The sequence below is a fragment of the Nostoc sp. genome (assembly GCF_036917755.1).
GTDB lineage: Bacteria > Cyanobacteriota > Cyanobacteriia > Cyanobacteriales > Nostocaceae > Nostoc.
Genome location: NZ_JBALFC010000107.1, coordinates 50,933 through 67,049, shown reverse-complemented (window position 1 = coordinate 67,049; position 16,117 = coordinate 50,933). Strand labels below are relative to the sequence as shown.

The 16,117-nt window shown below is 41.6% G+C and carries 17 protein-coding genes; 11 read left to right on the top strand and 6 right to left on the bottom strand.

Going from position 1 to position 16,117, the window contains the following annotated elements:
• Window positions 1-878: 878 nt before the first annotated feature.
• Window positions 879-1,121 carry a hypothetical protein gene (locus V7L05_RS23325; protein WP_335167524.1) on the bottom strand — a complete coding sequence of 81 codons (243 nt, stop codon included), beginning with the start codon at window positions 1,119-1,121 and terminating at the stop codon, window positions 879-881.
• A 1,019-nt stretch (window positions 1,122-2,140) separates the two neighbouring features.
• Here V7L05_RS23325 and V7L05_RS23320 point away from each other — a divergent pair.
• From V7L05_RS23320 to V7L05_RS23305, 4 genes are all read left to right on the top strand, one after another.
• Window positions 2,141-3,421, top strand: coding sequence for a histidine kinase (locus V7L05_RS23320; RefSeq protein WP_335167522.1), 1,281 nt, complete (start codon window positions 2,141-2,143; stop codon window positions 3,419-3,421).
• 146 nt (window positions 3,422-3,567) lie between these two features.
• Window positions 3,568-4,029, top strand: coding sequence for a BON domain-containing protein (locus V7L05_RS23315; protein WP_335167520.1), 462 nt, complete (start codon window positions 3,568-3,570; stop codon window positions 4,027-4,029).
• Window positions 4,030-4,618: 589 nt separating this feature from the next.
• Complete coding sequence (locus V7L05_RS23310; protein ID WP_335167519.1) at window positions 4,619-5,053, top strand: CAAD domain-containing protein; 435 nt, start codon at window positions 4,619-4,621, stop codon at window positions 5,051-5,053.
• Window positions 5,054-5,489: 436 nt separating this feature from the next.
• Window positions 5,490-5,861, top strand: coding sequence for a hypothetical protein (locus V7L05_RS23305; protein ID WP_335167517.1), 372 nt, complete (start codon window positions 5,490-5,492; stop codon window positions 5,859-5,861).
• Window positions 5,862-6,168: 307 nt separating this feature from the next.
• Here the strand turns inward: V7L05_RS23305 and V7L05_RS23300 are convergent, their stop codons facing one another.
• Entirely contained in the window at window positions 6,169-6,498 is a 330-nt protein-coding gene (locus V7L05_RS23300; protein WP_335167515.1) for a hypothetical protein, read from the bottom strand.
• Window positions 6,499-6,773: 275 nt separating this feature from the next.
• Here V7L05_RS23300 and V7L05_RS23295 point away from each other — a divergent pair, with 275 nt between their 5' ends.
• From V7L05_RS23295 to V7L05_RS23285, 3 genes are all read left to right on the top strand, one after another.
• Window positions 6,774-6,923, top strand: a complete 150-nt coding sequence (locus tag V7L05_RS23295) for a hypothetical protein (RefSeq protein WP_335167513.1) — start codon at window positions 6,774-6,776, stop codon at window positions 6,921-6,923.
• Window positions 6,924-7,127: 204 nt separating this feature from the next.
• A complete protein-coding gene (locus V7L05_RS23290; protein WP_335167510.1) occupies window positions 7,128-8,375 on the top strand; it encodes an urease accessory protein UreH domain-containing protein in 1,248 nt (415 codons plus the stop codon).
• The gene (locus V7L05_RS23285) at window positions 8,350-9,027 is read left to right on the top strand and encodes a hypothetical protein (RefSeq protein WP_335167508.1); all 678 of its coding nucleotides are present in this window, start codon (window positions 8,350-8,352) and stop codon (window positions 9,025-9,027) included. Before V7L05_RS23290 ends, V7L05_RS23285 begins: the two co-directional genes overlap by 26 nt.
• 175 nt (window positions 9,028-9,202) lie before the next feature.
• On the opposite strand, the gene V7L05_RS23280 is transcribed toward V7L05_RS23285, so the two are convergent.
• The 3 genes from V7L05_RS23280 to galE all read right to left on the bottom strand — a co-directional run bounded on the left by V7L05_RS23280 (window position 9,203) and on the right by galE (window position 11,009).
• Entirely contained in the window at window positions 9,203-9,619 is a 417-nt protein-coding gene (locus V7L05_RS23280) for a type II toxin-antitoxin system VapC family toxin (protein WP_335167506.1), read from the bottom strand.
• A complete protein-coding gene (locus V7L05_RS23275) occupies window positions 9,616-9,867 on the bottom strand; it encodes a hypothetical protein (RefSeq protein WP_335167504.1) in 252 nt (83 codons plus the stop codon). The genes V7L05_RS23280 and V7L05_RS23275 overlap by 4 nt, the downstream gene beginning before the upstream one ends.
• Window positions 9,868-10,004: 137 nt before the next feature.
• Window positions 10,005-11,009: a UDP-glucose 4-epimerase GalE gene (gene galE, locus V7L05_RS23270; protein WP_335167502.1), complete on the bottom strand. Its 1,005-nt coding sequence runs from the start codon at window positions 11,007-11,009 to the stop codon at window positions 10,005-10,007.
• A 461-nt stretch (window positions 11,010-11,470) separates the two neighbouring features.
• Between galE and V7L05_RS23265 the strand changes: the two genes are divergently transcribed.
• The 3 genes from V7L05_RS23265 (at window position 11,471) to V7L05_RS23255 (ending at window position 15,471) form a co-directional block, all read left to right on the top strand.
• The gene (locus V7L05_RS23265; RefSeq protein WP_335167500.1) at window positions 11,471-12,127 is read left to right on the top strand and encodes a hypothetical protein; all 657 of its coding nucleotides are present in this window, start codon (window positions 11,471-11,473) and stop codon (window positions 12,125-12,127) included.
• A gap of 149 nt (window positions 12,128-12,276) precedes the next feature.
• On the top strand, window positions 12,277-14,028 hold the full coding sequence (locus V7L05_RS23260; RefSeq protein ID WP_335167498.1) for an ABC transporter ATP-binding protein: 1,752 nt from the start codon (window positions 12,277-12,279) through the stop codon (window positions 14,026-14,028).
• Window positions 14,029-14,178: 150 nt separating this feature from the next.
• A complete protein-coding gene (locus V7L05_RS23255; RefSeq protein WP_442937880.1) occupies window positions 14,179-15,471 on the top strand; it encodes a sensor histidine kinase in 1,293 nt (430 codons plus the stop codon).
• A 34-nt stretch (window positions 15,472-15,505) separates the two neighbouring features.
• Here the strand turns inward: V7L05_RS23255 and V7L05_RS23250 are convergent, their stop codons facing one another.
• Window positions 15,506-15,727, bottom strand: a complete 222-nt coding sequence (locus V7L05_RS23250; protein WP_335167494.1) for an endonuclease — start codon at window positions 15,725-15,727, stop codon at window positions 15,506-15,508.
• Window positions 15,728-15,820: 93 nt separating this feature from the next.
• Here V7L05_RS23250 and V7L05_RS23245 point away from each other — a divergent pair, with 93 nt between their 5' ends.
• Window positions 15,821-16,093 (top strand): hypothetical protein, encoded by a 273-nt coding sequence (locus V7L05_RS23245; protein ID WP_335167492.1) that lies wholly within the window; start codon window positions 15,821-15,823, stop codon window positions 16,091-16,093.
• The last annotated feature ends 24 nt before the right edge of the window (window positions 16,094-16,117 follow it).

Below are 16,117 nucleotides of genomic sequence, written 5' to 3'. Positions count from 1 at the left end.
AAGTTAGAGGGTAAAAAAATTGAGGGTAAAACAATTACCTCGCCACTTCTCCATCAGAAAACTGCGTTGCTGATTAAGAGTAGGAATTTAGTTTCCCCTAAAAGCAAAGGAAACAGTTTCAAAGATTGAATTTTTGAATTTCATACTTTCATTAAGTAACGCCGAGAAAACAAGGTGGAGAAATAACGAGTGGGAAGAGATAACTGAACCACACCTGATTGAAGCAGGTCTTTGCTGTTAAATCTGAAAATTTGAGAAGATTTGAAAAGCACTAGATGTATTGGTGATGTTGGCATCAAAATTATGCCAAGAGTCACGTTATACCCTTGTGCCTTATATCTTCAGTGATTCCAGTACTAGGCTGCTAGGGAACAAGCAGATTTTCTCGTAAGGAATTGCATAGGTCTTAGGACTTTTTGCTGTATTCATAATACTACAAGACTATAATATTACGCTCAAGCGTACTTTTTTCTATCTATAAGAAAGAATAATTAACCATCTTTTTTACTCTCATCAGAGCAAAATATAAAACCCTTGACTTTAGATAGGATTTTTTAATCTATATCGGAATCATAAGGTCGTGATAGTGAGTAAGTTGGTGAGGAAAAACTAAATCATATAAAAATATGTAAACGAGGAACTAAGCTTAACCCAAGCACATTTCAGAATTTTTACAAAACTTTACATAGTTACTTTTAATAGCACCAACCTACTTACACTAGGGGGTAGTTTGTTTTATTTATAAAACAAAAGTGGCATTCATTTGTAAAGACTGAATACCACTTTGTATTTTCTCAAAATTCCTGATGACAGAGATATTTTACCCAGGTAGAGTTATTCCAGTGAGTGCGATCGCACTGCACAAAGGTAAGTTATAGCTATCCCAAATATCCACCAAGCAGCATTTGCAACGGTTTTTTTGCTTTCTTCGGCTTGCTTTTTAGCTTGCTCTTGGATCGCTTGCAGGCGTTTTTGGGTTTATTGCTGGATGCGTTCGGCTCGTTGTAATACGCCAGCGCCGCTTCTATTTGGTTGATAATGCGATTAGCATCCGCCTCTTGGCTCAAGTCTCCTTGCTGACTGACGAGTTTAACCAAGGTTTCTCGATTAACGTCAGACAAGTGATCTCTGGCGACAAGCCGCTTCTCTACCAGAGACTACCCATAGCTTGCTTCTTTGCAGGAGTACGCGTCTTGGCGCAGTCCTAATACCATTTCACATAAACCCTGATACATATAGATTTCTCGTAGGGGCACAGAAAAAGCTCATTGGTGTCAACTTAACGTGAAAGCCAGTCTCTAAGCAGCTTTTAAGATTGTCTCGTTCCCAGTCTCCGACTGGGAATGCCCGTCGTTGAGGCTCCGCCTCAAGACTTGCGGCAAAGCCGCTTTTGATCTGCATTTCCAGCCTCTGGCTGGAAACGAGGTTTGAAAAGAGTTTTGGCTTAAGTTGAGACCAATGAGCATTGCTGTGCCCCTACCAACGTATTTGTATCATTATTAAAGTAAAACGGTATAAGGCTTCGCTTTAGGATCATCGAGTAATTTTTCCAAATCGCTGCTAATACCTTCTTGATCAAGTTCTTCTAGGTTGGTATTGCGGAGATATTCACCAACTTGGCAAAGTCCCGTTCAATACCTTCAGGATTGAGTTCTTCTAACTCCCGTTTCACAGTTGTCGAATCTTCGTTTACGTCATAGACGACTGTTAGTGATATTTTGCTTTAGAATATCCCCCGAACCCCCCCTTAAAAAAGCTGACTCTAATTCCTCCTTTTTAACGAGAGTTAGGGAAGATCGAGTCTTAACCCAAGTGTATTGATATATAGCTGTGTGTTCCTACTAAAAATTATATCTGATAGATAATTTATTCGCATAAATTTAGTGAGTTTTAAAACTAATATTTTAGACAAACTTCTTTGAAATAAAATAGTTAATATCTAATTCTTATCAAACATAATTCATCATTTATTTGATACTTCAGACTTTTTACTAAATTTAGATAAAAACACCTATGTCTAATGATAGAGATAAAAGTTATTCCAAGGGATTGATGAAAACTCAACCTATATATGTATTAATGAGAGCTATTACGAGCTATGAATTAGTGAATAATTAATTTTTGCTGAGGAGAAAAGATAATGGTTGTAGGTTTACATAAACGTGGTGTCGGTGTATTTTCTAATCGTCGAGATGCTGAACATGCACTACATGAATTAAAAAATGTCGGCTTTGACATGAATAGAGTCTCTGTGATTACCCAAGATGGAGACAAAGATGATATTGCTGGGGCTGAAGTGCGCGATCGCGTCGGTGATAAATCTGACGAAGGCGCTAAAGTCGGAGCAGCTACAGGCGGTGCTTTGGGCGGATTGACTGGCTTATTAGTCGGTCTTGGGACTTTGGCAATTCCTGGAATCGGGCCAATTATGCTGGCTGGAGCCGCAGCAACAACCCTAGCTACTACTCTGGCTGGCGCAGGTATTGGTGCAGTAGCTGGTAGTTTGCTTGGTGCATTAATTGGTTTAGGAATTCCCGAAGAACGAGCCAGAGTTTACGACGAACGTGTGAGGCGGGGACATTATTTGGTTATCCTCGATGGCACAGATGCAGAAATCATTAGAGCAGAAGCAATTCTACATCAGCAGGGTGTCGAAGAGTTTGGGATTTACGACAACCCAGATGCTACAAATACAACCACTGATTATGTCGCTCCAACTTCTACGGCGGCTCATAGCGGTGTTGCTAGACGCGCGATCGGGGTATTTTCTCATCGTCGAGATGCAGAAGCAGCACTTACAGAATTACGAGATGCGGGTTTTCCCTTAAGTACAGTATCCATCATTGCCAAAGATACAAACGGTCAAGGGATCGCTGGTGTAGATGTAGATAGAAAGGTCGGTACAGGTAATAAAGCAGACGATGGCGTAAAAACTGGAGCAGCTACAGGCGGTGTTCTAGGCGGCTTGACTGGCTTATTAGTTGGTCTTGGGACTTTAGCAATTCCTGGAGTCGGCCCGGTGATTGCAGGTGGCGCAGTTGCAACAGCTTTGGCAACAACAGCGGCTGGGGGTGCAATCGGTGCAGCAGCTGGGGGTATTGTTGGCGGACTTGTTGGCTTGGGAATTCCTGAAGACAGGGCACGAGTATATAGCGATCGCTTCCAAAGAGGCGACTACTTAGTAATTATCGATGGTACGGAAGCTGAAATCCACCAAGCTGAGGCGATTCTCAAACGTCGAGGTATTGAAGAGTTTGCCATCTATGATGCCACTGATATCGGCGAACATCGCCCAGGTTTCGACCGAGTAACGCAGCACGACACACCAGTTGTTAATAGCGATCGCAGCAATTACTTAACAGAGCCTGATAGAGACGATCCTGCCGTAGTCATTATTGACCGTCGTGATGAAACACTCTAAGCTAAGGTAGTTAGTTGTCACTCAGACTAATTCTCCGAAATTGCAGGAGCAAGAATTTGAAAACTTTGCTCCTGAAGAGGAAAACTTGCTCCTCACTTGTGCCGTAAATCTCAACAAATTTCACTTTCCGATTCCGAATTAAACATATGCAAAAGCTAACCCCCTTTTTAATTAGCTGCCTTTTGGTTTTTGGTGTTGCTGCTTGTGATAACGCTTCTAAAACTAGTGAATCTGCACCCAATAATCCTAATGATGCTCCCCAAACACCGACCGCAAAAACAACACAAGCTGCTCAACAAGACGCACAAAGTGAAGTTCGCAGAAAACAAGCTAATTCTGATATTCGCGCCCGTGAACAACGCAATAATACCACTGGTGGCGATACACAACGAGCCAAAGGTGACTTAGCAAGTGAAGTTCGCTCCAAGTTGGAGGTTAACATACCCAAGAGTCAACTAACAGTTAATGCCGCAGACGATGGGACTGTAACTGTTGGAGGAACTGTGAACAATCAAAAAGAGTTGGCTAAGATTGAACCTTTATCTAAGCAAATTAAAGGTGTCAAAATTGTAGTTGTTAAAGCAACTGTTGCCCCACCAAAACCATAAGGCAGCTAACAATAAACCTAAGTGAGTAGGTAGGCAGAAACAAATTAAGATGCTCCTGCTAAATCTTAGTGGTCAGTCAATAAGTAGAACTGACCACTAAGAGGATATTTTAAAAGTATTGGACGAATATAATTCACGCCATGTGCGACTTTCTCTGAAACCTAACTCCCAACCCCTTACGCCAGATGCAACAAGAGTGGCGCGCCGCCCAACGCACTGGCTCCCCTACTAGCAAAAATTAAAGCCTCTCCCTGCTTGCCTGACGGCAGGCTGACGCCAACGGGGAGAGGAATGGAAGCGGGGTTCCAAGAATAAGTTGCACATCGCGTTAATTCGCTATTAGACAAATAAACTCCACCTCCGTGGACTACTAATACAAAATCAAGAGTTTGCTAACCAGCAGAGGCAGGTAAAGTCTTGTGTAGTCAAGCCATTGAATTCTACCTTGAGGTAGTAGTCGCCCAGGTAAGTAATAAATTAGGCTTTATAAACATCCTCTAATAATTGACAACTAGTGATCTCAATAATTGTATTTATTGATACTCAGTTCAGTTATACAAGTTCTTCATAGTCACCGGAAATAAAAATTATGGAAACCGAACAACAGCAACGCGAATCGATCAATGCCTCCTTATCACAAGGTACGCTAGCACTTGAAGGTGTAGATACTGCAAACTTGCCAAGGTTATCACCAGCACCTGAAGCTGAATCTCAATGGCAACAAATTAGCAGACAAATTACTCAATTCTTGGGGCAATTTCCCGAATACTTAAGTAGCTTTTTTAACAACTACAAGCAGCCTCTAATAACCGTTAGTTTAATTTTAGCGGCGATCGTTACAGCGAAGCTAGTACTAGCAGTACTAGATGCAATCAATGATATTCCACTGCTATCACCACTCTTTGAGTTAGTTGGAATTGCTTACGCCAGTTGGTTTATTTTCCGTTATCTACTGAAGGCTTCAACTCGGCAAGAATTAGTTGATGAAATTCAATTACTGAAAAACCAATTTGTGGGCGAATAAATTTCCCAACGATTAAACTAGTATACTGGGAAGCACTAAAGTGCTTATTTTCTAGGCACTTTAGTGCTTCTTAATTATCCTTTGATGGTAAATAGACCACGCGGTAGGGGCAATTCATGAATTGCCATTGGTGTGAATTTCAGGTGAAAGCTTTTCTAGAGCAAGCTTTTAGAGATTGTCTCGTCAAGAGTCTCTGACTGGGAATGCCTAATGTGGGGGCTGCCGCCTCTTGACTTGCGCCAGAAATGAACGTAAGTTATTAAATTACAAGTATTTAACCGGACTTAGAATTAGTCTTTTGGATACATCAAAAGATAGAGATTATAAGATTATTTTTAATTTCAAGCCACTTCTCAAGATAGTAGCTCGAAGATGATAAAAAGCCTAATCTAGTTTTTGAGGTTATTCAATACATTCTTTAACGAGGACATAAATTATGGCTAATGAAGCAGTTAATAGAGACATAGATTCATCTGATCGAGCTGAAGTCGATACATATGATCGCGGCATTATCCCAGCTGAAACTGCTGCTCGAATGGAAAGAGAAGGAGATAACTTCAAAACACTCCCCACAGGAGAAGGGGAGGCAGATGCATCTACTGACGGCTATACCGTGGACAAAGAAGGTTTGTTGAACAACTATGCAGTTGAACCAGAAATGTACTACGAAGAACCAGGTGATGCACGCAAACAAGCAGCAGAAGATACGGCAGAACGTATTGAAGAACTTGGAGAAATTAATCAGGATGAGGAAGGCAAGTTGAGCGATAAGGGTGACAAACGCGGTAAAGGACCAGGAGTCATTTAATTTACATCATCCTTTTTGCTAGGTGCAATTACACCTAAGAAGGCTAAATAGGCGGTTTGTAGAGACGCAATGATTGCGTCTCTACTTGTAATTATTAAATGTATGTTGTTTGAGAATTTGATATAACCCGATACTTACTGAACTGAATTTTTAATTTCAGAAGTGGTAATTTCAGAAGCCGATTTGCGTCTATAACTCTCTAGCTGTTTAAGAGTGACTTATTCACTATAGACTGCTGGAACTGCTGCCAACTACCGTAGGTTTCGTATTCACCGACTTCTAGAAAAGATACTTGTACTTTGACATATCAATTAACTAGGAAAAAATCTACTAAGGGTGTAGTAACTTTACCAGACCAAATATTTTCTACAACCGGAGGACGAAATAACTTATTTAAATCAGATTGAGTGGGACTTCTATAACGAAAATTAATTTTATATTTTCCTAAACTAAGATTGCGGAAATACCAATAGACACCCATATTATCTCGTCCTATCATTACAAGTTCATTATTGTGTAAGTTCCAACAGAATTCACCATCTACAAGACTAGTCAAACTTTCTCCTGGGAGAATCATAAAAAAATAAGATTCATCAAGTGCAAAAGTTGCATTTGCTTGATCAATTCGCTCTAACAATATTTCCTGACTGTCTCTAATTTCCGGCCTCAATCCATATAATCTGAAACTATATGAGTTAGATGACAAGTTAGTGATACGCAAACCAAACTGTACAAAAGTTGTTACGTTTTCTTATTTTCGAGGAATAATTAATCTTTGTCTTCTTTGATAGTTGAGTTGGATAGATGAATCTAACTTTATATTCACCAGGGTTAATGTTCCAAAAAATCCAAACTCCCCCGTAATTTACATTTCCTATAAACCGGAGAAGATTTTTTTTATACCAATTAAATTTGGCATCCATTAAAAAATCTAAACTTTCTCCAGGCATGAGTAGTGGAATATCAGATTCTTCTACCAGCCTTTACATTTATCCAAAAACCAAAAAAGCCACTCCCGCGCTAGAAGGTAAGCAGCAGTGGCTCTCAGAAGCTTGTGTGTAGGGAGTTTTACACCCAGGCTTTCTTTGCTAGAGTAAACATCAAGTTTGACAGTTCGTCTTTTGACAGCGATCGCAACTTAACTTACACTACCGCACTAGAGGAGTGCTGAGTACTGAGCAAAGAAGAAAAGAATTATATTATTACTTCTTTAAAATCTTTATTCTGACACTCAGGATTCATGACTCAGAACTCAGGACTTTTTTTATGGTAGATTTGTTGCTGATCACAATCCTGGGTTTTCTGGGGAGTTTTGGGCATTGCTTTGGGATGTGTGGCCCCCTAACCGTGGCGTTTTCTCTGTCTCATCAGCCAAAACAGACATTACCCTCAGAAAAGTCCGACACTTGGCAACAGCAATTAAAATTTCATATCCTGCTAAATCTGGGGCGGATGTTGAGCTATGCTCTAGTCGGTGCTGGCATTGGGGCGCTGGGTTCGGTATTGCTGCAAGGTGGACAGCTAGCGGGTGTTGGCAGCGACTTCCGGCGCTGGATGGCAATTATAACTGGTGTAATGCTGATTTGGTTTGGCTTAGGACAAGTAAAACCCGATTTGCTGCCGCGCATTCCCGTGTTACATCCCCTATTGCAAGGTAGTTTACACGATCGCCTCAGCAGAGGAATGGTTAAGCTTTCCTTAAAAAGCAAATGGTGGACACCAATGCTTTTAGGGATGACTTGGGGTTTAATGCCCTGTGGTTTCCTGTATGCTGCCCAAATTAAAGCTGCTGAAACTGGCAATTTATGGATGGGTGGGGCAACTATGCTGGCTTTTGGCTTGGGAACTCTCCCCACGATGTTAGGGGTAGGTGTCTCCACATCATTGGTAAGTAAAGACAAGCGCAGTCAGTTATTTCGATTAGGCGGTTGGGTGACACTGATTATTGGCGCGATCACCTTGTTGCGGACTGGTGACACAATGGTAGATTACACCGGACACGCCGCCTTAATTTGCTTAATCTTGGCGTTAATTGCGCGTCCTATTAGTGGCTTGTGGGCATCACCACTGCGTTACCGCCGGGGCTTGGGAGTGGGATCTTTTGTGCTTTCTGTGGTTCACACCGCCCACATGATGGAACACTCATTGCAATGGAATTTTGCTGCCTTTTCTTTCCTGCCGCCAGAATTTCAGTGGGGTATGGCTGCGGGTGCTGTAGCATTGTTATTAATGTCCCCTGTCGCTTTTACTAGTTGGGAATCATTGCAGAAATCTTTGGGCAAGCGTTGGCGACAGATTCATCTATTGGGTGTGCCAGCCTTGCTCTTGAGTGCCATTCATGCTGTGTTGATTGGTTCCCATTACCTGGGTTCCTTGGAATCAACTTGGGGAAATAAATTAGCAGCACTACTGGTGGGAATTATTACCCTCGGTGTCTTGATGGTACGTTCGCGCTTTTTTTGGTCAAAGTTAGCCGTAGAAAAGTTTTATGTTCCCCCAACCAAATCGCGGTAAATCATCTTTGTTCTCTGACTCCATCTCAACAAGTCAAGAACAGAGACATTACCTAAACAAAGGAAGAATGAAGTATTTATTATTCCTGAGTTCCTTAGTTATATCAATAACTAATCTTTACCCTGTTGCTGCTCATCAGGTTGAGGTAGCCGCAGATGTCGGCGCCACCCTCCACATTGAACCAAATGATAATCCTAGTGCTGGAGAACCCTCTCAAGCCTGGTTTGCACTTACCCGCAGAGGTGGAAAGGTGATTCCTCTGTCACAGTGTAATTGTCGGTTGGCTGTTTATGCCAAACCCTATGCAGCCGGAGAGCCACCACTCCTAGAACCAGCGTTAGAACCTGTGGCAGCTGAACGCTATCAAGGCGTCCCAGGTGCAGAAGTTGTTTTTCCCAAGCCTGGTATTTATGAGTTGCAACTAAATGGTAAACCAGTTTCTGGGGCAAGATTCAAACCTTTTAAGTTGAAATTTGAAGTTACTGTGGCAGGTGGGTCTACAGAGAATACACGAAATCGGCGAGATGTCAATGGTGATTTAGGAGAGGGTGAATCTCAGAAATTACCACTTTGGGCGATCGCACTGCCAATCTTTGGATTTATCGCCATCTTATTTGTCGTCCTGCAAAGTATGAGGAGGAGTGGGGAGTAGGGAGTCGGTAGAGACGCGATTAATCGCGTCTGTAGCAAGTAGGGGAGTAGGGGGAGACAATGGAGTGATTTTTCTCCCTTGTCCCCCTTGTCCTCTGGCTCTAAAATGCCAAGGCGATCGCTTGCCTGAAGCTACCAAGCGAGAACCGCTATATGGCTTAATACTAAACTCACGGTTATTCTGGCATAATCACAGAAATTAATTGATGACGATTCTTCCTATAAATCCTAAAATCACTATCAAATGTGAGCAATTCACTTTTAGGATACAGTTCTGCCATCCTCACCAAACACGCATCTGCTAACGACATTGGAACTGACTGATAACGCTGCATCAACTCTTCAATAGCAGCAGCTTCTTCGCTCAGGCGAAACGGGAGATTGATGATTCCTTTTTGCACAAAAGAAATTACTGCTGCTTCCCCTCCATAAACATTCTGTAAAAGAAAACAAGCTTCTGTAATCACCACTTCACAAGTTAACAAAGGGGGTTCAATCTGTTGAAACTGATTTGTCACCCACTGATGAAACTGCTCTCGACGATTGACTAAAGCAACTATTGGGCCTGTATCTAGCAGTATCCCTTGCTTCATTCTGCTAATGGTCTTTTAAGATACTCCTTGTTTGTCGAGAGATCCCCAGGGCCAGAATCCACACAGCCTACTAAGTCTCCTGCTGCTTCTAAAGCAGACATTAGCGTGCCATCATGGTGCTTAAACTCCACTATTGGTGATTTCAATTGGAGAAATTCTACAAAGTCAAGTACTTGCTGCTGCTTTCGTATCGATAAGGTTCTTACCTTTTGGGCAATAATTTGCTCTAAATCAATTGCTTTTGTCATCAGTCTTTCCTCTAGTCCCATCACTTTAAGTCTAAGTCCAACTGCCTCGGTGGTATTGAGCCGATATCTGAACAAAACGAAAATAGGGGCTGAAAAGGCTTAATTTCCGAATATGCAGCAATCTCGGCTCTATGCCATCAAGTCAAATTGTGTCGCTTTTGATGCCACTGCCACGCATGAGCAACAATATCTTTGATCAGTGGATACTGAGGTTGCCAGCCTAAGATGGTTCTGGCTTTCTCGCTGGTGCCAATGAGAATTGGAGGATCGCCAGGACGCCGATCGCGTTCTTCTACTGGTATCGAAATTCCTGCCACCTCCTCGGCAGCTGCAATTACTTCTCTGACAGAGAAGCCACTGCCATTACCTAAATTGAAAACTTCGCTATCGCCACCTTTTAATAAATATTCCAATCCCAAAATATGGGCATCTGCTAAATCATTAACGTGAATATAATCACGAATACAAGTACCATCGGGCGTGGGGTAATCGGTGCCAAAAATTGAGATGGATTCTCTTTTGCCTAAAGCTGTCATTAGCACCAAGGGAATCAAATGGGTTTCTGGATTATGATCCTCGCCAAGTAAACCACTGGGATTAGCACCAGCAGCATTAAAATAGCGGAAACGCACTGATTGGAAACCGTAAGCAACATCAAAATCAGCGAGAATCCGCTCTACCATCAGCTTAGTAGCGCCATAAGGATTAATCGGATTTTGAGGATGGGTTTCTGGAATGGGTACAAATTCTGGCACGCCGTAGGTGGCACAGGTAGAAGAAAAGACAAATTTCTTTACAGATGCCGTCAGCATTGCTTCTAACAGAGTCAAAGTGCCAACAACGTTATTGCGGTAGTATTTAGCCGGGTCAGTCACCGATTCTCCTACGTAGGCATAAGCAGAAAAGTGCATCACAGCAGCAATATCGCGGGTTTTAAATAAGTGATCAAGCAAGGCGCGATCGCCTGTATCCCCAACTATCAATTCTACCTGTAAAACCCTTTCTACCAGGTCACGATGCCCATAGACCAGATTATCAAGGATGACAACGTTATAACCCGCTTGCTTCAAAGCAAGCACCGTATGAGAACCAATATATCCAGCTCCCCCCGTTACTAAAATGGTAGGCTTTCCAGGCGACATAGTTTTTCCTTTTGAGTGGATTACTCAATTAATTTAGTTTACCGGTGTCACATTACTCTTCACGAAAATTATAAATATTAGACGCAGTGGCAAAAAATTGCACTAAAATCACTACGACGGTAGTCTTTGGGTGTGAGGTTTAAGGTATTTTAAGTCAAACAGTACGATTACAATTTGACAATAAAATAAATTCATTTCCCAAAACCTCTAGATTGACCCTTACGGTTGACGCTCCTAGCGTCGCGATCGCTAAGAAGTCGCTAGTTGTTTTATACAGGGAAATCATGCACGGCAGTTCCGCTTGGAGAGCCTCTGCGTTAGTGGTTATACTACTCCCACAGAGAAGCAAGCTAACAAGAGCGTCTTTGACAGGAAAAGCCGGTGGCGTGACAACCCCTATAAAGGTGGACTGCCTCACCACCATACTGGCTCACCGCACCAGAAAATTTGAGAGTTAATCTATGTTTCTATTGTTAAGCCGGGTACTGCTGTGGCTGCTGATTGGCACTATCGTATATTCTCTGTTCCAGCGATTTTATCCCTCTGGAAGTTTTGTCGGGCGATTAATCTTAGTCGTTATCTTGGTAATCGTAGCCCTATCATTTCTTAACCCCAATGAACCAGCTGTGGCGTCATTGTGGAGAATGCTGTCTTTTCCACTCAAGCCTCTAGGAGCCTCTGTTTTACTGATGATTTTTGCAGCTCAGAAAATCAAAGGAGGTGGGATAGAGAAACCAGGAGGATACTTAATCGGTTGGGCGCTGACGATTTTGCTGTTGGCAAGTACACCAGCAGTCGCCTATTTCCTTTATCGGGCACCTTTAGCAATGACGACAGGTGAAACCTATGTAGCAACTGCTGCACCAACATCTGGGACACTGGTGGCATTCGGGCAACCAACCACCACAGCAAACATCTCAGATGTAACAGGCGATCGCATTCTTTCTTATAATTTGAGAGTGCCTCCCTACCTATTACAAGGAAATGTTCAAGATATCCGCACACGCGGTTTACGACTTGAAGACTTTGTACCGGACGCGCAAACGTTGCAATTGACAACAAGAACTTGGGAAAGTTATCTCGTTGAAATTTACAGGTTCTTGCGTGTTCAACGGTAATAAAAAAACAACAGGGGTAAACGCAAGCTAAGTTCCAAAGCCAGTTATAAACCCTGTTTTACTTCTGAATTCTGAATTCTGAATTCTTCTGTAGCTGCCTTCTTGAACTAGCAGTTAATCTTCAATGATAAAGTTGCAAAATTGCTTTAATGGCAAAATCTCGACGAATCGCTAAACTCAGTGCTTACTTACGACCCCATTGGCGGGAGGCGTCCTTAGGGATTCTCGCTTTGTTGTCTGTAAATGCACTGGGCGTTTATATCCCTTGGTTGATTCGTGATGGTGTTGATAAACTCTCGACAACCTTTAACTGGAACCAAATACTACATTACGTAGTAATCATTGTCTTGCTCAGTTCAGCGATGTGGCTAATGCGGATGGCATCCCGCATTTGGCTATTTGGGGTGGGGCGTCAGGTGGAATTTGACCTGAAACAACGGATTTTTGAACACTTACTCAAGCTGGAACCGGCTTATTTTGCCAGTAATACTGCTGGCGATTTGATTAGTCGGGCTACCAGTGATGTGGACAATATCAAGCGGTTATTGGGTTTTGCAGTTTTGAGTTTGGCAAATACCGTGTTTGCCTACGCCCTGACACTGCCAGTCATGCTGACGATTAGTGTGGATCTGACACTAGCTTCTCTGGCAGTGTACCCTTTTTTGCTCTTATTAGTGAGTCTGTTTAGCGATCGCTTACGCAAACAACAAGCAGCAGTTCAAGAGCAACTCTCTGACATCAGCGAACTCATCCAAGAAGATATCAGTGGCATTGCCTTAATTAAAATCTATGCTCAAGAAGCAAATGAGCGTCGAGCCTTCGCTAAGAAAAATCAACAGCTATTAGCGGCTAACTTGGAATTAGCAAAAAGCCGAAATACACTGTTTCCTTTAATTGGCGGGCTAGCTAATATCAGTTCACTGGTAATCATTTGGCTAGGGACGGCGCGGATGTCTTCTGGAACCCTTCAGGTTGGGGACTTTCTAGCACTGTTAATTTATGTAGAGCGTCTAGTTTTCCCCACAGCCATTTTAGGATTCACAATTACTGCTTACCAACGGGGTGAAGTTAGTATCGATAGGCTTGAATCTATTCTCTCTGTCACACCGAAAATTCAAGACACAGCCGATGCAATACATTTACCAATAGCTGAACTTAAAGGAGAACTGTCAGCTAAAAATCTCACTTACATTTATCCTGGTTCCACTACTCCAGCTTTAGCAAATGTTAACTTTACCATTGCTCCCGGAGAAACCGTGGCCATTGTTGGGGCAATTGGTTCAGGGAAATCTACTTTGGCCAATGCTTTGCCGCGCTTGTTAGATATTGAATCAGGACAATTGTTTTTAGATGGACTGGATATTACTAAAATTGCTTTGACAGATTTACGAGGTGCGATCGCCTATGTTCCTCAAGATAGCTTTCTATTTAGCACTACAATCAAAAATAATATCCGCTACGGTGATCCACTTAGCGAACAAGAGCAGGTAGAATCTGTTGCTCAACTTGCCCAAATTGAATCAGAAATTAACAATTTTCCCCAGCAATATGAAACTATAGTTGGTGAACGCGGTATTAATCTTTCTGGCGGTCAACGACAACGTACTGCCTTAGCTAGAGCGATGCTGGTCAACGCTCCAGTGTTAATTTTGGATGATGCCCTCTCTAGTGTGGATAATCAAACAGCCACGCAAATCCTTAAAAATCTCTCTGGTGATACTGAACGCAAAACAGTAATTTTCATTACCCATCAATTATCGGCGGCGGCGGCAGCTGACCGAATTTTTGTGATGGAAAAGGGAAAAATTGTTCAGATAGGCAATCATTTAGAACTTGTACAACAACAGGGTTTATATAGAACTTTGTGGAGCCAGCATCAAGTTGAAGAATTACTCCACTAGTACAACATTGTGTAAGTCCTAACTATATTGATTCTGAATTCTGACTGCTGAATTCTTCTTCAAGATTAAGGACAGTTTTTTGTGTAGCGGATATAATTTGTCATTCAACAGTTGACAAATTAGCTTATTTGATCATATATGCTGGAATTTTTGCAAAATCTTTTTAGTGATAGCTCATTTATTCCACATGGACATTGTTACCTCTGGAAGCCGAGTTTAGTGTGGCTAAACATCATCTCAGATTCTCTGATTGCTTTGGTGTATTATTCTATTCCGATCATCCTTATTTACTTTGTCCACAAGCGAAAAGATTTCCCCTTCAAATGGATACTTTTCTTATTTGGAGCTTTTATCGTCTCTTGTGGTACAACCCATGTAATGGATGTATGGACACTTTGGCATCCAACTTACTGGCTGTCCACTTTCATCAAATTTATTACGGCTATTCTCTCAGTATATACAGCGATCGCACTGTTACCGATCATTCCCCAGGCTCTGGCTTTGCCAAGTCCAGCACAACTAGAAGCAGCTAATTACCAACTGAAACTGACCTTAAAAGAACTTGAAAATACGCAAGTTCAACTGATTCAAACTGAAAAAATGTCTTCATTGGGGCAATTAGTTGCGGGTATCGCCCATGAAATTAATAATCCTGTGAATTTTATTGATGGTAATATCGTTATTAGCGATGAATATAGTAAAAATTTACTCGATTTGATTACGCTTTATCAAGAATGCGATTGCCATTTTGGAGCAAAAATTCAAGCTTTTATTAAAGAAATTGACCTTGATTTTATTAAAGAAGACTTACCGAAAATCTTATCTTCCATGAAAATGGGAACCGAGCGGATCTCCAAGCTAGTCTTGTCCTTGCGTAACTTCTCGCGGCTAGATGAAGCAGACAAAAAAATAGTTGATATCCACGAAGGTCTTGATAGCACTCTCTTAATTTTGCAAAATCGCTTGCAGTCCGAAGGAAATTATCCAGATATTGAAGTGATAAAAGAATACGGCAATTTGCCTAAAGTAGAGTGCTATCCTGGACAACTCAATCAAGTATTTATGAATATCCTGAATAATTCTATTGATACTTTGAAAGAATCAATATTTGGTTGTCGTCTTTTCGGGGACAATCTCCAAAAAACTGGCAACCAACAACTGACAACTAACAATCCCCAGATTCGCATTTGCACTGAGGTTTTAGACAGCAATCAAGTGATAATTCGGATTACTGATAATGGCTGTGGGATGCCAGAAGCAGTAAAGCAAAAAATGTTTGATCCATTTTTTACAACTAAACCTGTTGGTTCAGGTACAGGTTTAGGGATGTCGATTAGCTACCAAATTATCAACAAGCATGGTGGCCAACTCAAGTGTATTTCTGCACCGCTTCAAGGCGCAGAGTTCATCATCCAGATTCCGATTCGGATAAAGTCTGTTTGATGGTCATTTTGTCTACCCATTAAGATGTAAGTCCTTAAGAATTACAGTATGCCCGTTCTCCTAATGTGACATCTAGCACGAATGGATTGTCATTACCTTGAAATTGCGCGATCGCATGACTGCGTTCTATTTCAGTAATATCAGGTAAGTCTTGTTGATTCCATTTACACAAAGTCTGACGCTGATTCTGAAAGTAATTTTCGTCTACTTTCTTAGCCTGATCTCGATAGATAGTGTAGAAGTAGAAAATTGACAAGTCAGCTAAAATTATCTCACCGACAATTTGGAGAAAGTAATTTCTGACATTTACTCTACTAAAATAAAGACTGTAGATTTTGAAATAGATGCCATGACAACCAATTTACCTATGAAATTGTCACACTTGCCCAGCAGTTTGCCATTAGATGGTGCTGTCCGCATCGAGCTAGTAGAAGGAGTGCCGATATTTCGAGCTTCCAGCTTAGTACAGGGACGAATTGAAGCCTTATTAACTAAACAAAAAGAATCTGCACTTACTTTAGAGGAAGAAAAAGAATTAGATGAATATGAAGAATTAGACGATTATCTGAGTTTGGTGAATCGGATGATCAGAAATTCATCGCTAACTCAAAACCAAAATTAATTATAGGGAATTAGAGATTTGTCT

Excerpts from the sequence above, each read along its gene's own strand:
- V7L05_RS23320 (WP_335167522.1), top strand. The coding sequence starts at position 2,141 with ATGGTTGTAGGTTTACATAAACGTGGTGTCGGTGTATTTTCTAATCGT.
- V7L05_RS23315 (WP_335167520.1), top strand. The coding sequence starts at position 3,568 with ATGCAAAAGCTAACCCCCTTTTTAATTAGCTGCCTTTTGGTTTTTGGT.
- V7L05_RS23310 (WP_335167519.1), top strand. The coding sequence starts at position 4,619 with ATGGAAACCGAACAACAGCAACGCGAATCGATCAATGCCTCCTTATCA.
- V7L05_RS23305 (WP_335167517.1), top strand. The coding sequence starts at position 5,490 with ATGGCTAATGAAGCAGTTAATAGAGACATAGATTCATCTGATCGAGCT.
- V7L05_RS23290 (WP_335167510.1), top strand. The coding sequence starts at position 7,128 with ATGGTAGATTTGTTGCTGATCACAATCCTGGGTTTTCTGGGGAGTTTT.
- V7L05_RS23285 (WP_335167508.1), top strand. The coding sequence starts at position 8,350 with ATGTTCCCCCAACCAAATCGCGGTAAATCATCTTTGTTCTCTGACTCC.
- V7L05_RS23280 (WP_335167506.1), bottom strand. The coding sequence starts at position 9,619 with ATGAAGCAAGGGATACTGCTAGATACAGGCCCAATAGTTGCTTTAGTC.
- V7L05_RS23275 (WP_335167504.1), bottom strand. The coding sequence starts at position 9,867 with ATGACAAAAGCAATTGATTTAGAGCAAATTATTGCCCAAAAGGTAAGA.
- galE (WP_335167502.1), bottom strand. The coding sequence starts at position 11,009 with ATGTCGCCTGGAAAGCCTACCATTTTAGTAACGGGGGGAGCTGGATAT.
- V7L05_RS23265 (WP_335167500.1), top strand. The coding sequence starts at position 11,471 with ATGTTTCTATTGTTAAGCCGGGTACTGCTGTGGCTGCTGATTGGCACT.
- V7L05_RS23260 (WP_335167498.1), top strand. The coding sequence starts at position 12,277 with ATGGCAAAATCTCGACGAATCGCTAAACTCAGTGCTTACTTACGACCC.
- V7L05_RS23245 (WP_335167492.1), top strand. The coding sequence starts at position 15,821 with ATGACAACCAATTTACCTATGAAATTGTCACACTTGCCCAGCAGTTTG.